At 56.5% G+C, this 13,846-nt stretch carries 11 protein-coding genes; 7 read left to right on the top strand and 4 right to left on the bottom strand.

The annotated features are described in order from the left end of the window. Positions 1 to 63: 63 nt before the first annotated feature. The gene (locus tag CEE69_RS31230) at positions 64 to 996 is read right to left on the bottom strand and encodes a SecDF P1 head subdomain-containing protein (protein ID WP_099264418.1); all 933 of its coding nucleotides are present in this window, start codon (positions 994 to 996) and stop codon (positions 64 to 66) included. A gap of 60 nt (positions 997 to 1,056) precedes the next feature. Further along, positions 1,057 to 2,298 (bottom strand): ACR3 family arsenite efflux transporter, encoded by a 1,242-nt coding sequence (gene arsB, locus CEE69_RS31235; protein WP_390180015.1) that lies wholly within the window; start codon positions 2,296 to 2,298, stop codon positions 1,057 to 1,059. 364 nt (positions 2,299 to 2,662) lie between these two features. Here arsB and CEE69_RS31240 point away from each other — a divergent pair, with 364 nt between their 5' ends. The 5 genes from CEE69_RS31240 (at position 2,663) to CEE69_RS31260 (ending at position 8,579) form a co-directional block, all read left to right on the top strand. Further along, the gene (locus CEE69_RS31240; RefSeq protein WP_143549396.1) at positions 2,663 to 3,505 is read left to right on the top strand and encodes a hypothetical protein; all 843 of its coding nucleotides are present in this window, start codon (positions 2,663 to 2,665) and stop codon (positions 3,503 to 3,505) included. A 128-nt stretch (positions 3,506 to 3,633) separates the two neighbouring features. Then, the gene (locus tag CEE69_RS31245; protein ID WP_099264420.1) at positions 3,634 to 4,848 is read left to right on the top strand and encodes an ABC transporter permease; all 1,215 of its coding nucleotides are present in this window, start codon (positions 3,634 to 3,636) and stop codon (positions 4,846 to 4,848) included. Positions 4,849 to 4,851: 3 nt separating this feature from the next. After that, positions 4,852 to 5,538 (top strand): ABC transporter ATP-binding protein, encoded by a 687-nt coding sequence (locus CEE69_RS31250; RefSeq protein ID WP_099264421.1) that lies wholly within the window; start codon positions 4,852 to 4,854, stop codon positions 5,536 to 5,538. Between the two features lie 154 nt (positions 5,539 to 5,692). Next, entirely contained in the window at positions 5,693 to 6,061 is a 369-nt protein-coding gene (locus CEE69_RS31255; RefSeq protein WP_199170002.1) for an ArsR/SmtB family transcription factor, read from the top strand. A gap of 196 nt (positions 6,062 to 6,257) precedes the next feature. After that, positions 6,258 to 8,579 carry a glycosyl hydrolase family 95 catalytic domain-containing protein gene (locus tag CEE69_RS31260; RefSeq protein ID WP_233215828.1) on the top strand — a complete coding sequence of 774 codons (2,322 nt, stop codon included), beginning with the start codon at positions 6,258 to 6,260 and terminating at the stop codon, positions 8,577 to 8,579. 69 nt (positions 8,580 to 8,648) lie between these two features. On the opposite strand, the gene CEE69_RS31265 is transcribed toward CEE69_RS31260, so the two are convergent. Together CEE69_RS31265 and CEE69_RS31270 are read right to left on the bottom strand one after the other, a co-directional pair. Continuing rightward, complete coding sequence (locus CEE69_RS31265) at positions 8,649 to 8,831, bottom strand: hypothetical protein (RefSeq protein WP_099264422.1); 183 nt, start codon at positions 8,829 to 8,831, stop codon at positions 8,649 to 8,651. Between the two features lie 4 nt (positions 8,832 to 8,835). Beyond that, a complete protein-coding gene (locus tag CEE69_RS31270; RefSeq protein WP_099264423.1) occupies positions 8,836 to 10,071 on the bottom strand; it encodes a DUF1559 domain-containing protein in 1,236 nt (411 codons plus the stop codon). Between the two features lie 581 nt (positions 10,072 to 10,652). Here CEE69_RS31270 and CEE69_RS31280 point away from each other — a divergent pair. Both CEE69_RS31280 and CEE69_RS31285 read left to right on the top strand, forming a co-directional pair. Next, positions 10,653 to 13,250, top strand: a complete 2,598-nt coding sequence (locus CEE69_RS31280; RefSeq protein ID WP_099264425.1) for a tetratricopeptide repeat protein — start codon at positions 10,653 to 10,655, stop codon at positions 13,248 to 13,250. 152 nt (positions 13,251 to 13,402) lie between these two features. Then, entirely contained in the window at positions 13,403 to 13,822 is a 420-nt protein-coding gene (locus CEE69_RS31285) for a hypothetical protein (RefSeq protein ID WP_233215829.1), read from the top strand. Positions 13,823 to 13,846: the final 24 nt, after the last annotated feature.

Below are 13,846 nucleotides of genomic sequence, written 5' to 3' on the forward strand. Positions count from 1 at the left end.
GTTGCGTTTGAGTTGGTTGTGGTTAACCGTTAAACGCAGTGGTTCACGCGATGGTTTCTCTATTCAACAAGTTCTTGGTGAATAATGCGGGGTTATGAGTTGGTCGTCCAAGACAACGCCTAGTTGCGTCAGGGAGTTGCCCTTGGGTGAGTGAGTGATAGTCAGGGCTTCCATCTTTTTGCTTCCCGCGTCGTTGAAAGTGAACGCGACTGCTGGGTCTCCACGTTCATCAAAAGTGACAGCGGCGAAAGCTAAGTCCTCACCGTTGACGGCTTGGGTTTCTTCCACCAGGGTCAGTACGTCGATCGATCGAATGGCTTGTTCTTGCATCCATTGAGCGATCTTGATTTTGTTGTCATTCCCCAAGACCTGATTGGGCAGCGAAAGGACTTCGCCCGTTTCAGAATCGCGAACGATTGGCGATCTGAGATCTACATTTAGAGATGTGATTCGGTCGTTGAGCATGGCTGTGTCATCAAAGCCAACGGTCACCCACCTGCCCACAATGGTGCCGTCTGTATTCAGTACATCACGTGATAGCGATGGCGGGTCGCCGGCTTGTTCGACCCGTTTGGACAATGAAATATTTTGATCTCGATCCGCAATCGGAAGGAATCGCAGAACGCCAGCCGAAACAAGGAGGTCTTTCGCAACGGCAAGGTCCATTGGATCTTGCGTCGGCAAGATGACCTCGACATGAGCTTCATCCAAAGCGTTCACCTGCATCCCCGGCCCGAAAAAATGACGGAGCCGCCGGGTCAATGGCTCGACCATTTCAGAGCTCGTGACGATCTCCGATTGCGAATCCAATCGCTGGATGGCGTAAACCAACTGGGTTGCAGGAACGATTGGTTGATATAAAAACACAAACGCGATGGCCGTGATCACGGCGACCAGCAAGAACACGCCAGCCGCGATCACGAAGCCGCGAAAGAGGTTTCTGGATGTGTTTCTGCTTTCGAAGTCGTCCTGAAGAAGGCCGCTTTGATTTGTCATGAACGTCACTGTGGTCGAGGTCGCGGACGAAGAATCCAGAGTGAATGATACTGAATTGGGTCACTGCTGGGCGAGTTCTTGGTTGTCGGCAGGTTCCTCGGACGCGTCCCTGAACCAGCCGCTGGTTTTCAAGCAGAACTTGACCAAAGCCAGCATCAATGGGACTTCGATCAAAACGCCAACGACGGTGGCCAAGGCGGCTCCCGATGACAAGCCATACAGCATCGTGGCGGTTGCAATCGCAACTTCGAAGTGATTGGATGCACCGATCATCGCAGTGGGGGCGGCACTTTGGTAGCTGAATCCAAACGCTTTGGACAAACCGTAACCGAGCGCGAAGATCAGTACCGTTTGGATTGTCAGCGGAATCGCGATCCAAAGAATCGTCAGCGGGTTGGCAACGATCGTTTCGCCTTTGAAGGAGAACAGGAGAACCAATGTTGCGAGCAACGCTGTTGTTGTCACAGGTGATAGATAGTGAAGGAATCGCTCCTTGAACCAGGTTGCTCCCTTGGTTGCAATGAGCCATCTGCGTGTGAAGTATCCGGTCGCCAAAGGAAGAGCGACGTAGATCGCGATCGACAGCAGCAACGCTTTCCAAGGAACCGGAAGTTGGCCTACGCCTAACAAGACGCCTCCCAGCAATCCGTACAGCACCAGCATCATCAGCGAATTGATTGCCACCATGACCAACGTGTGCCCGTCGTTGCCTTTGGCGAGAAAGCCCCACACCAAGACCATGGCGGTGCACGGAGCGATCCCAAGCAGGATGCAGCCCGCCAAGTAGCTTCGCCACAACGGCACCTCTAGCATCTTGACCCCATCCACCATCACGGCTTTGCCGGCGCCATAAGTCGCACCGACTTCGATGTCCGCACCGAGGGGAGCTTTGACGTAGTCGATCGCATCGGGACCGATCATGCTCAGGAACACCGTTCCCAAAAAGAAGCTTGCGATGGCGTACATCGTGAAGGGTTTGATGGCCCAGTTGATGAAAATCGTGAGCGCTACGGGGCCCATGGCTTTCCCCGCACGAACGACTTCGCCAAAGTCAATTTTGACCATGATCGGGAACATCATGAAGAACAGGCAAATCGCGATTGGAATGGAAACCACGGGCGCGTCGCCGGAGTAGATCGCCATCGCATCAAGCGATTGAGCCAACCCGGGAGCGATCTTTCCAAGGGCGATTCCACCGGCAATGCACAGCCCAACCCACACGGTCAGGTAGCGTTCGAAGAAGCCCATTCCGCCCGCCGTTGTCGGCGTTTCCTGTCCGGGGCAAGTGGATGTCTCGTCCATTTTGATTCTGCTCACGATGCGTTGAATTGGAAAAGGTACGAGCCAAAGCTGAATGGCCAAGTCGTGGGCCAGTTCAACTGCAATTCACTCGTTGTCTGATACGCCTATCGGCGATATACGATGAAAGCTACAGTCGATTGTCTTTCATGTCAATTGTCAGCTTCGCTTGGCAGCGTGTTTCGGCGGACTCGGTGATGAACCAAGGAGGTTCTTTTCGAAATTGGGCTGGACTAACCGTATCCGCGTGGGCGAATATGGGTAGTGTATCCGCTTTGGCGGATATGGATTGCAAAGCCGCATTCCCGTTGATCTGCCCCCGCTTCGAAACGCGGGGACTCTGTTTCTCTGACGCGAAGGATTTCCAATGAAACGAATGAATCTGCCAGCCCGTGGTATCGCCGCTCTAGCGTTTGCGACGATCTGTCTCGCTCCGACCAGCTCAATCCGGGCACAAGAGTTGACCTCGACCTCAGCAGCTTCCGGACCCGCCGGCGCCGCGATGCAAAAGGCGGCTCGTGAAGGGAAGTACTTGTTCGTCTATTTCTGGAAACAGAACGACGAACAGACTCAAACGATGCAGGGTGTTTTTCAGCAGGCAGTCGGCGGGATGACGGATGTCGCGAACTCGGTGAGCGTCCAGATCACGGACCCAAGCAACGCGGCGATCGTGAAACAGTTTGGTATCAGCCGGGCGCCGATGCCGCTCGCGTTGGTGCTTGCTCCCAACGGGGCCGTGACGGGCGGCTTGCCACTGAAATTCAACAAGCAACAGTTGCGGGAAGCGATCGTCAGCCGGGGGACCGCGACTTGTTTGAAGGCGATGCAAGATCGCAAGTTGGTGTTGCTCTGCGTGAAGCGGAACGCGGACGCGAGTTCGTTTCGGGGGGCTCATGACTTGACGCGTGACGAACGCTTCGCTGCCTCGACTCAAATCGTGAACCTGGACCCGGCAGACGTTTCGGAGCAAAGCTTTTTGCAATCCTTGAATGTCGATCCATCCGCCAGCAGCGGCGTGATGGTTGTGTTGACGCCTCCGGGCCAACCAGTGGCAACCTTCGCTGAAAACGTTACCAAAGACCAAATTGTCGAACGACTGACGGCGGCAAGCTCATCGTGTTGCCCCGGGGGCCAATGCAGCCCCGGCGGCACCTGTGCTCCCGGCCTGCAATGCTGCCCCGGCGGAAATTGTGCTCCCGCCGCCAAGTAGCAGCGAAGCAGTCATTTACTTTCTAGGTAGTGGACGAGGCAACGAGTCCCTGACCTGCCGTGTGGAGTTTGAGGACTCGTTGCCTCGTCCACTGCGGTCAACACTGACAAGTTCGTAAGGAGACAAACATGAACCTCAAAAAACTGGTCTGGCGCGAGCTCTTTGAGCGGAAGAGTCAGATGATCACGATCTTCGTTGGGATCCTTTTGGGAATCACGACGGTCATCGCGATCAAGAACATCACCTACTATTCCGAGATGGCGGTGGCCCGCGAAATGGACAGCCTCGGTGCCAACGTGTTGGTGCTGCCCAAGTCCGTGACGCTGCAGGATTACTACTCCGCTGACATTCACAACGAAACGATTCCCGAGGAATACGCGTTGCGTTTGACGATGTCCAACCTAGCGGGCGTCGACAACCTTTCGCCCAAGCTTTGCGTGCCGGTCGAACTGGAAGGCCGCTCGTTCACGTTGACCGGGATCTTGCCCAAGAGTGAGTTCCAAGCCAAAGCGGCTTGGGGCGGCGCAGGCATCTTTTCGCGGCCGATCGGTTGTGGAGCGATCGACGTCGGCACTCCCGAACCGGCAGACAAAAAGACGCTGGTTCGCAACCGAGTCATCGACGACCTGGCAACTGACGAAGCACTCGTTGGCGCCGACACCGCTTCGATGCTCGGAATCGAGGAAGGCCAATCGCTTGACTTGATGGGCCAGAAGTTCTCCGTCGTTGCCGTGCTGCCAGAAACAGGAACAGTCGACGATTCACGCGTCTTTGCTCACCTGCACACCGTGCAGGAGATGTCTGGCAAAGATGCGGTGGTCAGTTGCATCGAGATCGTTGGTTGTTGCAAAGAGATCTCCGCCGGATTGGTCGACAACGTGAACGACCTGTTGCCGGAAGCAAAGGTCGTGACAGTGACTCAGGTTGTCGCCACGCAGCAGAAGGTCAACGGCATGATGGAAAAACTGTCGATGATCTTCGTCGCGATCATTGTGGTGATCGGTGGAGCCGGTATTGCAAACTTCATGTTCGCCAATGTGTACGAGCGTCGCCGCGAAATCGGCACGTTGATGTCGCTGGGAGCGGAGTCAAAACTGATCCTGCGAATTTTCTTGCTCAAGGCATTGTTGCTGGGATTTGCCGGCGGTGTGGGCGGATTCCTGATCGGCACCACACTGGCGGTCACGCTGGGGCCTCGCTTGGCAAACGTGCCCGTGTTGCCAATGCCGATGCTGGCCGTTTGGGCGATTGGAATCTCGGTTGGCACGACGCTGTTGGCCAGTTATTTCCCCGCTCGCAATGCTGCTCGACTCGATCCCGTCACTTCGTTCAAGGAGGTTTGAATCATGTTATCGATGCAAAACGTCACAAAGACCTATGAAATGCACCGTCAAAAAGTGGTCGCACTCGACGACGCGACGCTGGAGATTCCCGAAGGCGATTTTGTTTCACTGATCGGCCCCAGCGGCAGTGGCAAGAGTTCGCTGCTGGTGATGCTGGGCGGGATGTTGTCGCCGACTTCCGGTCAGGTGCTGCTCAACGGTCAATCGATGTACGACTTGGACGCGGACGGCCGAGCGCGAATGCGAAAGGCAAACATCGGATTCGTGTTCCAGACGTTCAACCTGATTCCGTACCTAACGGCCCAGGAGAACGTGCAGATTCCGCTGTACTTGTCCGGCACCGGCGAAGCGGAGCAACGCGATCGCGCGGCGGAGTTGCTCGAACGGGTTGGCTTGGGTGACCGCTTGGATCACAAGCCCAATGAACTGAGCGTTGGTCAACAGCAACGAGTCGCCCTGGCTCGGATGCTGGCCAACGACCCAGCGGTGATTTTGGCCGATGAGCCAACCGGGAATTTGGATCCGGAGACCAGTGAGCAGGTGATTGGCTACTTCGAAGAGTTCAATCGGGAAGGTCGCACGATCGTGATGGTGACGCACAATCCGGAAGCCGCTGAACGAGCCAAACGTGTGCTGAAACTGCGAAACGGCCGAATCGTCGACGACCGGGCAGCCCTGCACGCTGCTTAGCGAGAAGATTTGATCTGTTGATCGAGTCACGTCCCCCCAGCTACAATGCCGCGATGAATTGCAGCATCCTGATTGGGGGCATGTGACTGCCGATCAACGTTCAAAAGGCCGTGGGACGATGAGTACGACAACAAATTCTCGCTCCATGGGCGACATGTCGAACGTCCCTTTGGCGGAGATCGGTGAGGAGATCAACACGGTCTTTCGTGCGTTCGCGGATAGCACGCGGCTGCGGATTCTGCACTTGTTGGTGGAAGAGGAAATCTGCGTGGGAAATCTTGTTGAGATCCTGCAATTGCCTCAGCCGACAGTCTCTCGGCACTTGGCGTACCTTCGAAAAGCCAGTTTGGTCGACGTCCGCAAGGAAGGCCTGTGGTCGCACTATTCACTCGCGCCAGCTCAGTCTTGCTTTCAAGAGAAGATGTACGGGTGTCTGACGGGGTGTTTCACCGAGGTCCCCGAGCTGAAGGACGATGCGCGTCGCGCAAAGCAACTGCGAGAAACTGGCGGTTGCTGCAAGTAACGCCGGCCGTGCTTCCCTGAAACGACGAATGGGCGATCGCGGTTGCAAGAATGATTTGCGTCGAGGACGCAGGCATTCGCACTCCGACGGCTGCCTGTTGGGACGAGAATGCTGGGTGAACTGGATCGTGACTCGCGGCTCGTCATTGCTTAGAGTCTTGGTCTCTCTCTTCTCACTCAAGAAGCAGTCGCCTTCGATGAAAGAATTCAACGATCGTCTTCTCCAATCTGGGTTCACGTTCATCGTCCGATGGGGACGAATCGCAGTTTGTTGGTTGGTGGCCTGCCAAGCAGCGATGGCTCAGCCAGCGAGTGACAACGCACCCCAAAATACGATTCCTGATATTGCTTTGGAGGAAGCGGTCGATTGGCCGGATTTTCTTGGTGCCTGTGATTGGCAGCGTGACACCATGCCTCGCTCTTGGGACGAAGCACCGTTCACGGGAAACGGCGAACAAGGCACGCTGGTGTATCAAGTCAATGAGCGAACGGTTCAGTTTGATGTTGGTTGTTCTGCCGCGCACGATCATCGGCCTTGGCAAGAGGACGACCTTTCTGAAAAGCACGTGGAGGTTCTCAATCGCGGGCGACATTTCATTGGGCACCTGGAGCTTCGCTTGCCGGCCGAGGTAACCGGTGGCGCTGCTCGCATTGGTCTGTGGAACGCGGAAGCCAGCGGGACAATTCTGTCCAAGAACGGAAACGCGAATTGGATGGCGATCACTCATGCGACGCAGCCTATTATTCATTGCGAATTGCAGACGGAAGGGGAGCTGGCCGATGCTGAGTTCGTCTATGTTCCCAGGTCACCCAAAAGTCCGAGGGCGGTCCGGGCGAAGGCCGAACGAACGGCTGCGCACCCCGATCCTACAAGCTCATCGACGGACGATGGGATCCAGTTGGTGGTGCAAGACCTGGTGGCGGGCGGTCAGACCGCCGTCGCCTGGTTCACTCAACGCGAAGGCAACCGGATTCGGTTGTGGTTGAGTGTTCAGCACTCGTTTCCAAACGCAAACGCATCCGCACAAGTGGTCGATGCCGTGAGGTCGGCTATCGGCGCTGATTATCAGGCTTGGATCGAAAGTCACCGCGAATGGTGGCACGCCTACTACCCGAAGAGCTTTCTTCACACGGGCGATTCGTTTTGGGATTCTTTCTATTGGATCCAGCAATACAAGCTGGCCTGCGCCACCCGTGATCAAGGTTGGATCATCGACAACCAGGGGCCGTGGTTGCAACCAACCGCTTGGAGCGCGACATGGTGGAACCTCAACGCCCAGCTTTCTCACGCGGGAGGGTACACCGCCAATCGTCGCGGCACCGTGTCGGCGCTGCGTCAGAAGTTGGAAGACAACCGAGAGCACCTGACTCAGAATGTTGCCGAGCCATACCGTCATGATTCATCAGCGATGGGGCGTTCTTCTTCCGGGTGGGATTTAGTGGCTCATGTGGGAGAGCCAGGTGGACGGTCGGGGATGGATCCGAAAATCGGTGCTGAGTGCGGCAACTTGTTGTGGGCTCTGCACAACGTCGACCTCGAATATCGTTACTGGTCTGACGAATCGATTCGCGACAGAACCCTGTATCCGCTGCTCAAGCGAGCGGTCAACTACTACCGTCACTTTTTGAAACGTGGTGACGATGGCATGTGGCATCTGCCAAGGACATACAGCCCTGAGTACCGGTTGGCGGAGGACTGCACCTACGATTTGGATCTGCTGCGTTGGGGAGCTGGTCGGCTAGTGGAAATCGCTGGAGAGAAGCAGTTGTCGGATACCGAGGAACCCCTGTTGCCGGTTTGGCGAGACCTCGCTGAGAACTTGGCGCGAGTGCAGGCGAATGACACCGGCCGAGCAATTGGCCGCGATGTTTGGTTGACGGGGGGACACCGCCATTGGTCCCATTTGATGGCGATCTATCCCTTGCGGACAATCACTCCGGAATCGGAGGCGGGACGAGCGCTCATTGAGCGAAGTTTGAAGCATTGGCGTTCGTTCGGTCGTGGCATCGCCGGATACTCACACACCGCCAGTTCTTGCATGGCATCGATTTTGGGTGATGGTGATTCCGCATTGGAATACTTGGAACAGCTGCGGCCGTATTTGCGTCCCAACACGTTCTATTCAGAAATTGGTTTGCCGGTGATGGAGACTCCATTGCATGGAGCGACCGCGATGCAAGAAATGATGCTGCAGAGTCACCGAGGAACGCTGAGGATCTTCCCGGCCGTGCCATCCAGTTGGTCCGATGTGTCCATCAGGAATTTTCGCGGCGAGGGTGGTTTTCTCGTCAGCGGACAAATGGAAGAGAGCCAATGTCGCTGGATCATGGTCGAGTCCACGGTCGGAGGGGACGTCGATGTGGTCCCGCCACCGGGGGCTTACCAGTGGTGCAAAAACACGGATCCGGCCAACGTTCCGGCGAACCAAGGAACGCTGAGATTGAGAACTGCCCGAGCCGATCGGTTCCTGATTTGGCCAGTTGGTGAACCGCGGCCTGAAATTGGTTTTAGGCAGTGAGAGTTGTGGCTTCGAATCGGCACGCATGACGCCGGCTATGTGTAGCCGACGTCATACGATGCGATTGCACTACATCTCTGGATCCGGGGGCGGATTCATGTCCGCGTTGGCGGCTTCCGGGTTGTTGTCCAGGTAGTCTTGGATCTCGTCCGGATTGGAGGAGGGACCGGATTCTGAATTCCCGCAGCCGACCGTTGTCGCGACGAACGCCAACAAGGCCAGAGCAAGAACTTGGGTGGTAGCAATTCGCATTGGACTAAAATTCTCCATCAAGGATTTCTTTGGAGCTTCGGGTGCCGAGTGCACCCCATAAACCGTAGGGGCTTACCGAACCAGGGACAGATTCTGGGTCGTTGTGTTGGGCGTGAGCGCCGACTTGTCCTCGATCCGCGTTTCCTGCGTCGATCGAATCGGTGATGAATTTGACAGCCCCATCGCCCATCAACACGTGGCATCCACCTTGGTGGCGACTTCCCATGGGACTGGTCGCAATCGAGACAATGTTGGTGTTGTTGATGCACAACGGTGAGTTGGGCGTCAGCATGGTATAGACTTGTTGGCTGACCGGACTGCCATAGGCCCACTTCATGCCACGAGTTTGTTCGTCACTGCCGACTTTGGGGGCGGAGCTGAGCCAAAATTGGGGCCGCTCCGGATCCACGTATCCTTCGCAAGATGTGTTCCCGCCGATGTTGAGCAAGTTGACAGCACCATCAACAGCCTTGGTTCGAGTGTCGCTGTCACCCAGGTCGGTCACGATCTCACCAAAAGCGATGGTGTTGGAAAGCCCGTCCAGCATGTCTCGGAAAGCCGACTTTTGTTGGTTGCGAAAGAAGCCTCGCTGGGAAGCACGAACGCGAGTCTGGTAAGAAGAGTTCGTTGTCGGGACGCCGGAGGTCCGGTTGCGGTACCCGCCCCAAGTTGTGTCGGTCGAATCGCCGAGGCTGGGGCCGTAGTTCGTCCGCCCTTGGCCGGGCAATCCGACACCGGGGTCACTGGGGCAACGCAGCATTGGCAAGCTGGTCATCCAAGGTGCGTAAAAGCCACCGGCTCCATTGGTCGCCGAATTCAGTGGGCGACCGGGCCACGGTCCCATCGGTGCATAGACATTTCCGATGCCTGCGGAGCCCTCTGTGACTTGGTACGGGTTGCTGATCTGTTCCCACAAACCCTGCTGTTCGAAAAACGGGGTCAAGCCAACCAGGCAAGACAGGTCCAATCGGTTGTTGCCTGTTGCGGCCGACCAGGAGTTGGTCCCGGTACCGTGAGTGCCGCCTTGATGTTCAGGGGCCTGATTGTAAGCCGAGTGGTAGTTGTGCAGTGCCAAGCCGATTTGCTTGAAGTTGTTGCTGCAACTCATTCGTCGGGCTGCTTCCCGAGCGGCTTGGACGGCGGGCAGCAACAGCCCAACGAGGACACCAATGATGGCGATGACAACCAACAATTCCACCAAGGTGAAACCGTTGCGGTTTGTTCGTGACGCATTGCGCATGAGAACTCCATGTACTTGAAAAGAAGAATAGCGAACGGCGTCATCTTACGGATGAGAGGTGGATGCACCCCAAGCAATTGCGGCCGGTGGGAATTGATTTGCGACACAGTGGCAATGGGGGCGATTCCGGCACTCGGGTTTGCGGAATGACGCAAGAGGAAACCGCTATCACGATTCCATGGAGGGGAAGTTTTGAAAAGTGTGGAATCAACCCACTCAAAATCCAGCGAATATACGCCTTTGACGGTGAGTCGAACCGTTGTTAGAGGCCGGTAGTGTTCTATAGAGATCCGTTGGTGTCAGTTCGCGCCCAAGCCAGTCCTGTCGTGGAATTCGCGAAACGAAGTGTTTGCTCACCCGCTTGGCCGCTGGTGGATTGCTCTCGGGGCACCAATTTGCGTCATGCGTTTGGCGTCAAATGCTGGGCCGAAATTTTCCAAGAATTCTCTGATTTGCTTTCAAAAATTCTGGCTGCCGAATTTTCATCGGGGGGGTTCCGGGGGTGCCCGCGTTTTTTGGACGCGGTTGCGGTCAGAACACCGGATTTGGTATCGCGAGAAGCTCCCAATTGAGGTGTCCGCGTGGCTGATCCTGACGACCCGAAAAACGAAAACGCTGCTCCGCCGAGCAAACGCTCCAAGACCACGGTGCTATCACTGGCTTTCGTGACGATGTTCACGATGGTCGGTTTTGCATACATGTTCTCCATCATGGCGGGCGGTCGAGAGATCGATGCTGCGCAGGCCCTGAATCTCGCGTCGGCTCAATATGTGGCTGGGAACATCGTCGTGGCAGGCGATTTGGCGGAAAATTCTGGGTTGGATCAACTGAACGAAGAAGAAATGGAGCTGTTTCCGATGCAGCAGTTCCTGATCGGCGCGGGCGCGCACGCGAGGGCGAACCAAGCGGTCTCGCCACGGGACCGTCACGAGCAAATGGAAAAGGCTCTGCCGCACCTGCAGCGTGCTCACGACCTGGGGTTTCCTGAGGGACGCGATTCTGAAGGGCATCGGATGTTGGGCGCGACGTTGCACGCCATGGGGCGGCACGCGAAAGCGGCGGAACATCTGAAGAAGGCGGTCGAGATCGATTTGACGTTGCGAGCTGAGTTGTTGCCGTTGTTGGCTCGATCGCTCGCCGCGTCCATCACGGCCAAGCCAGACGAAGCGCTTCGAACCATCGTTGCTCACCTGGAAGAAGCCAGTTTGGACAGTCGTCGTCGAAGCGAGGCCGAGATTTTACGGGTTGAGCTTCTCAACCAACTGAAGCGTCACGACGACGTTCTTCCCGTGATTGCTCGGGTGGAAGAAGACATTGCGGAGGAGTTGAAGCTGCAGTTGCCGTGGGCGTTGCAGTTGAGTGACCAGTTGAGTTTGCAGCGTGGTCTGGCACGAGTCGGCCGAGTCATCGAAGCTTTGCCGCCTTCGATTTCCGCAAAAATGATCGCCGGAGTTCCGATCGTTGCCGACCGAGTCTTGCCAAAAGAAACGCAGGTGGAACTGAAAGACGTCATTCGAGTGCTGGACCAATTGCAACGCGAGGCGGATCCCAAGGTTGCGGGAAGTGCTCGTTTGCTGGTGGCTCAGGCTTACCTTCTGCTCAATGATCCAGATTTGGCTCTCGCACGACTGACCCAAGCTCGCCAACAGCGTCCGTTCGATGATCGTGGCTTGGAAGGTGGTATCTCTGAAATTGAATTGTTGGCCAGTCGCGCGATGGGAGAGGACGTTGCTCAGACATCTCGCTATCTCGTTCGCGAAATTGGTCAAAGTCAGTTTTTGGACTTCCCTGAGATCGTGCGTGAGAACGTGAAGCAGCGGATCATCGACGCCATCGCGATGCTTCGAGGAGCCGGTGATTTTGCGCCCGCGGTTGAAACGGCCACCGTCGCGTCTCCGGTGCTCGGTTTGGCTACTTCGCACAGTCAAGCTGGCATCGCGTATCGCGATTGGGGCGAAGCAACTTTAGCCGCCGGATTGGGGCCGGGTGGAGAGCTGTCGAGGGATGCATCCGTGCTGGCACGCGAGCAATTTCGTGGTGCCGGGGATGCGTTTGCCGCGTCGGCGAAGGAACAGTTCGACACGGAAGAGTATGTGCCGACGCTTTGGCTGGCGATTGAGTCCTATCAAAAAGGTCGCCACTTTTCTCGCAGTGCAGTGTTGCTGGAGGATTACCTTCGGTACGAAGAGCGAGGCCGGATACCTCGGGCATTGGTTGCTCACGGACGAGCCCTGTTGGCCGACGGAGACGCGAAGTCCGCGATCGATTCGCTGCAAACTTGCATCATCGAATACGACCGAGACCCAATGCGGTACGACGCTCGGTTGTTGGCTGCTCAGGCGGCCGCGGATCTGGGCGATCGCGAGAGAGCCCGGGAATGGTTGGAGGCGAACCTGAGTGACGGGCAGCTGACACCACAAAGTCCGGCTTGGCGAGATTCACTGCTGACGTTGGGAGAGATGCTTTTTGCGGAAAGCTTGGCGCAGACGTTGAAATCGCGAGAGCTGGAATGGAGTGAACGCGTTGACGCTCTGCGTGCGACTCGTCCGACGCTGCAGTTGGCGATGCGTCGCTTGGATGAAGCGGTCAAACGATACTGGCCGATGCCTCGAACCCAAACCGCCGCCTACTCGCTTGCCCGTGGGCATTTGCTGACTGCTGAATTGCCAGAGGTTGAGCTGGAGTCGACTGAGTTGCAAGATACGGCGAGGCGTGGCCTCAGCCAGAAAGCCAACGCGGGGCGTCAGGCCGCGCTGGATCAATTCGCGATGCTGTCCAATTTCTTGCAAAACCAACAGCGAGACAGTGACCTGAGTGACAAGCAGCGGGCGTTGCTTCGGAATTCATTGATTGGCCAAGCCGATACGCTACGAGACATGAATCGATATGCGGAGGCGGCCGATGCATACCGCGACATGGCACTCCGGTACATGAATGAACCTGCTTCGCTGGAGGCGTTCTTGGGCCAATCGCAGATGATGCGAAAGATCGGTCGCGGGCGAGAAGCGGATCTTTTGATTCGCCAAGCCAACGTCGTGCTCGGAAGAATTGGAACGCAATGGGACGAAGAGTTTGACATGGTCACCCGGTATGACCGTGCGGGATGGGAACGCTATTTGGCCTGGATGGTTGAGCGGCTCAACCAAGGTGCTCAACTGACCAACCAAACGGCTCCCTGAGCAAATGTTCGCAATCGGGTGACTGCAGGTTGCGTTGACGAACCGCCATCGCCGGGTCGATACTGCAGGCAACTCACACGCTTTCTTCGCTGGCAGACTTCGGCCCGTTTAGCGACGCCAGCATCGATTCATCAAGGGATTGGAACGAGGACATGGAAGCGACCATCGATCGTCGATTTGAATTGCTGCAGTTGCTGCTCGAGTTGACCGTTCAGCAAGAGGCCGCCATCACGGACGGCCATATGAATGAGCTGATGCGGGTGCTGAGCCAGAAGCAGCGAGCGGTCGAGCAATTGGTGCAGGCGTCCGAGCAGCTCAAGAATGAGCGGACTCAACTGGGGGATTCCTATCGCGTCTCGGAAGAGCACCGTCAGCGAAATGCGGCGTGTGATGAGATGCACCGTGAGTTGTTGGTGCGTGAGAAAGCCAGCGAGGAAATGCTGAGCAACAATCGCGATGACGTGGCGTCTCAATTGCAGCAGCAAGATGGGGCGCGTCGAGCCGCGAAAGGTTATGGCCAGGCGAGTCGGGATGCATCTTCGGGTGGCGGAACGTTGGATTTGTCTCAGTAACCGTCGCCGACTTCGTTGATCCGA

It is taken from the genome of Rhodopirellula bahusiensis (assembly GCF_002727185.1).
GTDB lineage: Bacteria > Planctomycetota > Planctomycetia > Pirellulales > Pirellulaceae > Rhodopirellula > Rhodopirellula bahusiensis.

Bases quoted from the DNA above. Each gene is read 5' to 3' on its own strand.
- CEE69_RS31265 (WP_099264422.1), bottom strand. From the start codon at position 8,831: ATGCGAATTGCTACCACCCAAGTTCTTGCTCTGGCCTTGTTGGCGTTC.
- arsB (WP_390180015.1), bottom strand. From the start codon at position 2,298: ATGGACGAGACATCCACTTGCCCCGGACAGGAAACGCCGACAACGGCG.
- CEE69_RS31285 (WP_233215829.1), top strand. From the start codon at position 13,403: ATGGAAGCGACCATCGATCGTCGATTTGAATTGCTGCAGTTGCTGCTC.
- CEE69_RS31240 (WP_143549396.1), top strand. From the start codon at position 2,663: ATGAAACGAATGAATCTGCCAGCCCGTGGTATCGCCGCTCTAGCGTTT.
- CEE69_RS31250 (WP_099264421.1), top strand. From the start codon at position 4,852: ATGTTATCGATGCAAAACGTCACAAAGACCTATGAAATGCACCGTCAA.
- CEE69_RS31245 (WP_099264420.1), top strand. From the start codon at position 3,634: ATGAACCTCAAAAAACTGGTCTGGCGCGAGCTCTTTGAGCGGAAGAGT.
- CEE69_RS31255 (WP_199170002.1), top strand. From the start codon at position 5,693: ATGTCGAACGTCCCTTTGGCGGAGATCGGTGAGGAGATCAACACGGTC.
- CEE69_RS31260 (WP_233215828.1), top strand. From the start codon at position 6,258: ATGAAAGAATTCAACGATCGTCTTCTCCAATCTGGGTTCACGTTCATC.
- CEE69_RS31230 (WP_099264418.1), bottom strand. From the start codon at position 996: ATGACAAATCAAAGCGGCCTTCTTCAGGACGACTTCGAAAGCAGAAAC.
- CEE69_RS31270 (WP_099264423.1), bottom strand. From the start codon at position 10,071: ATGCGCAATGCGTCACGAACAAACCGCAACGGTTTCACCTTGGTGGAA.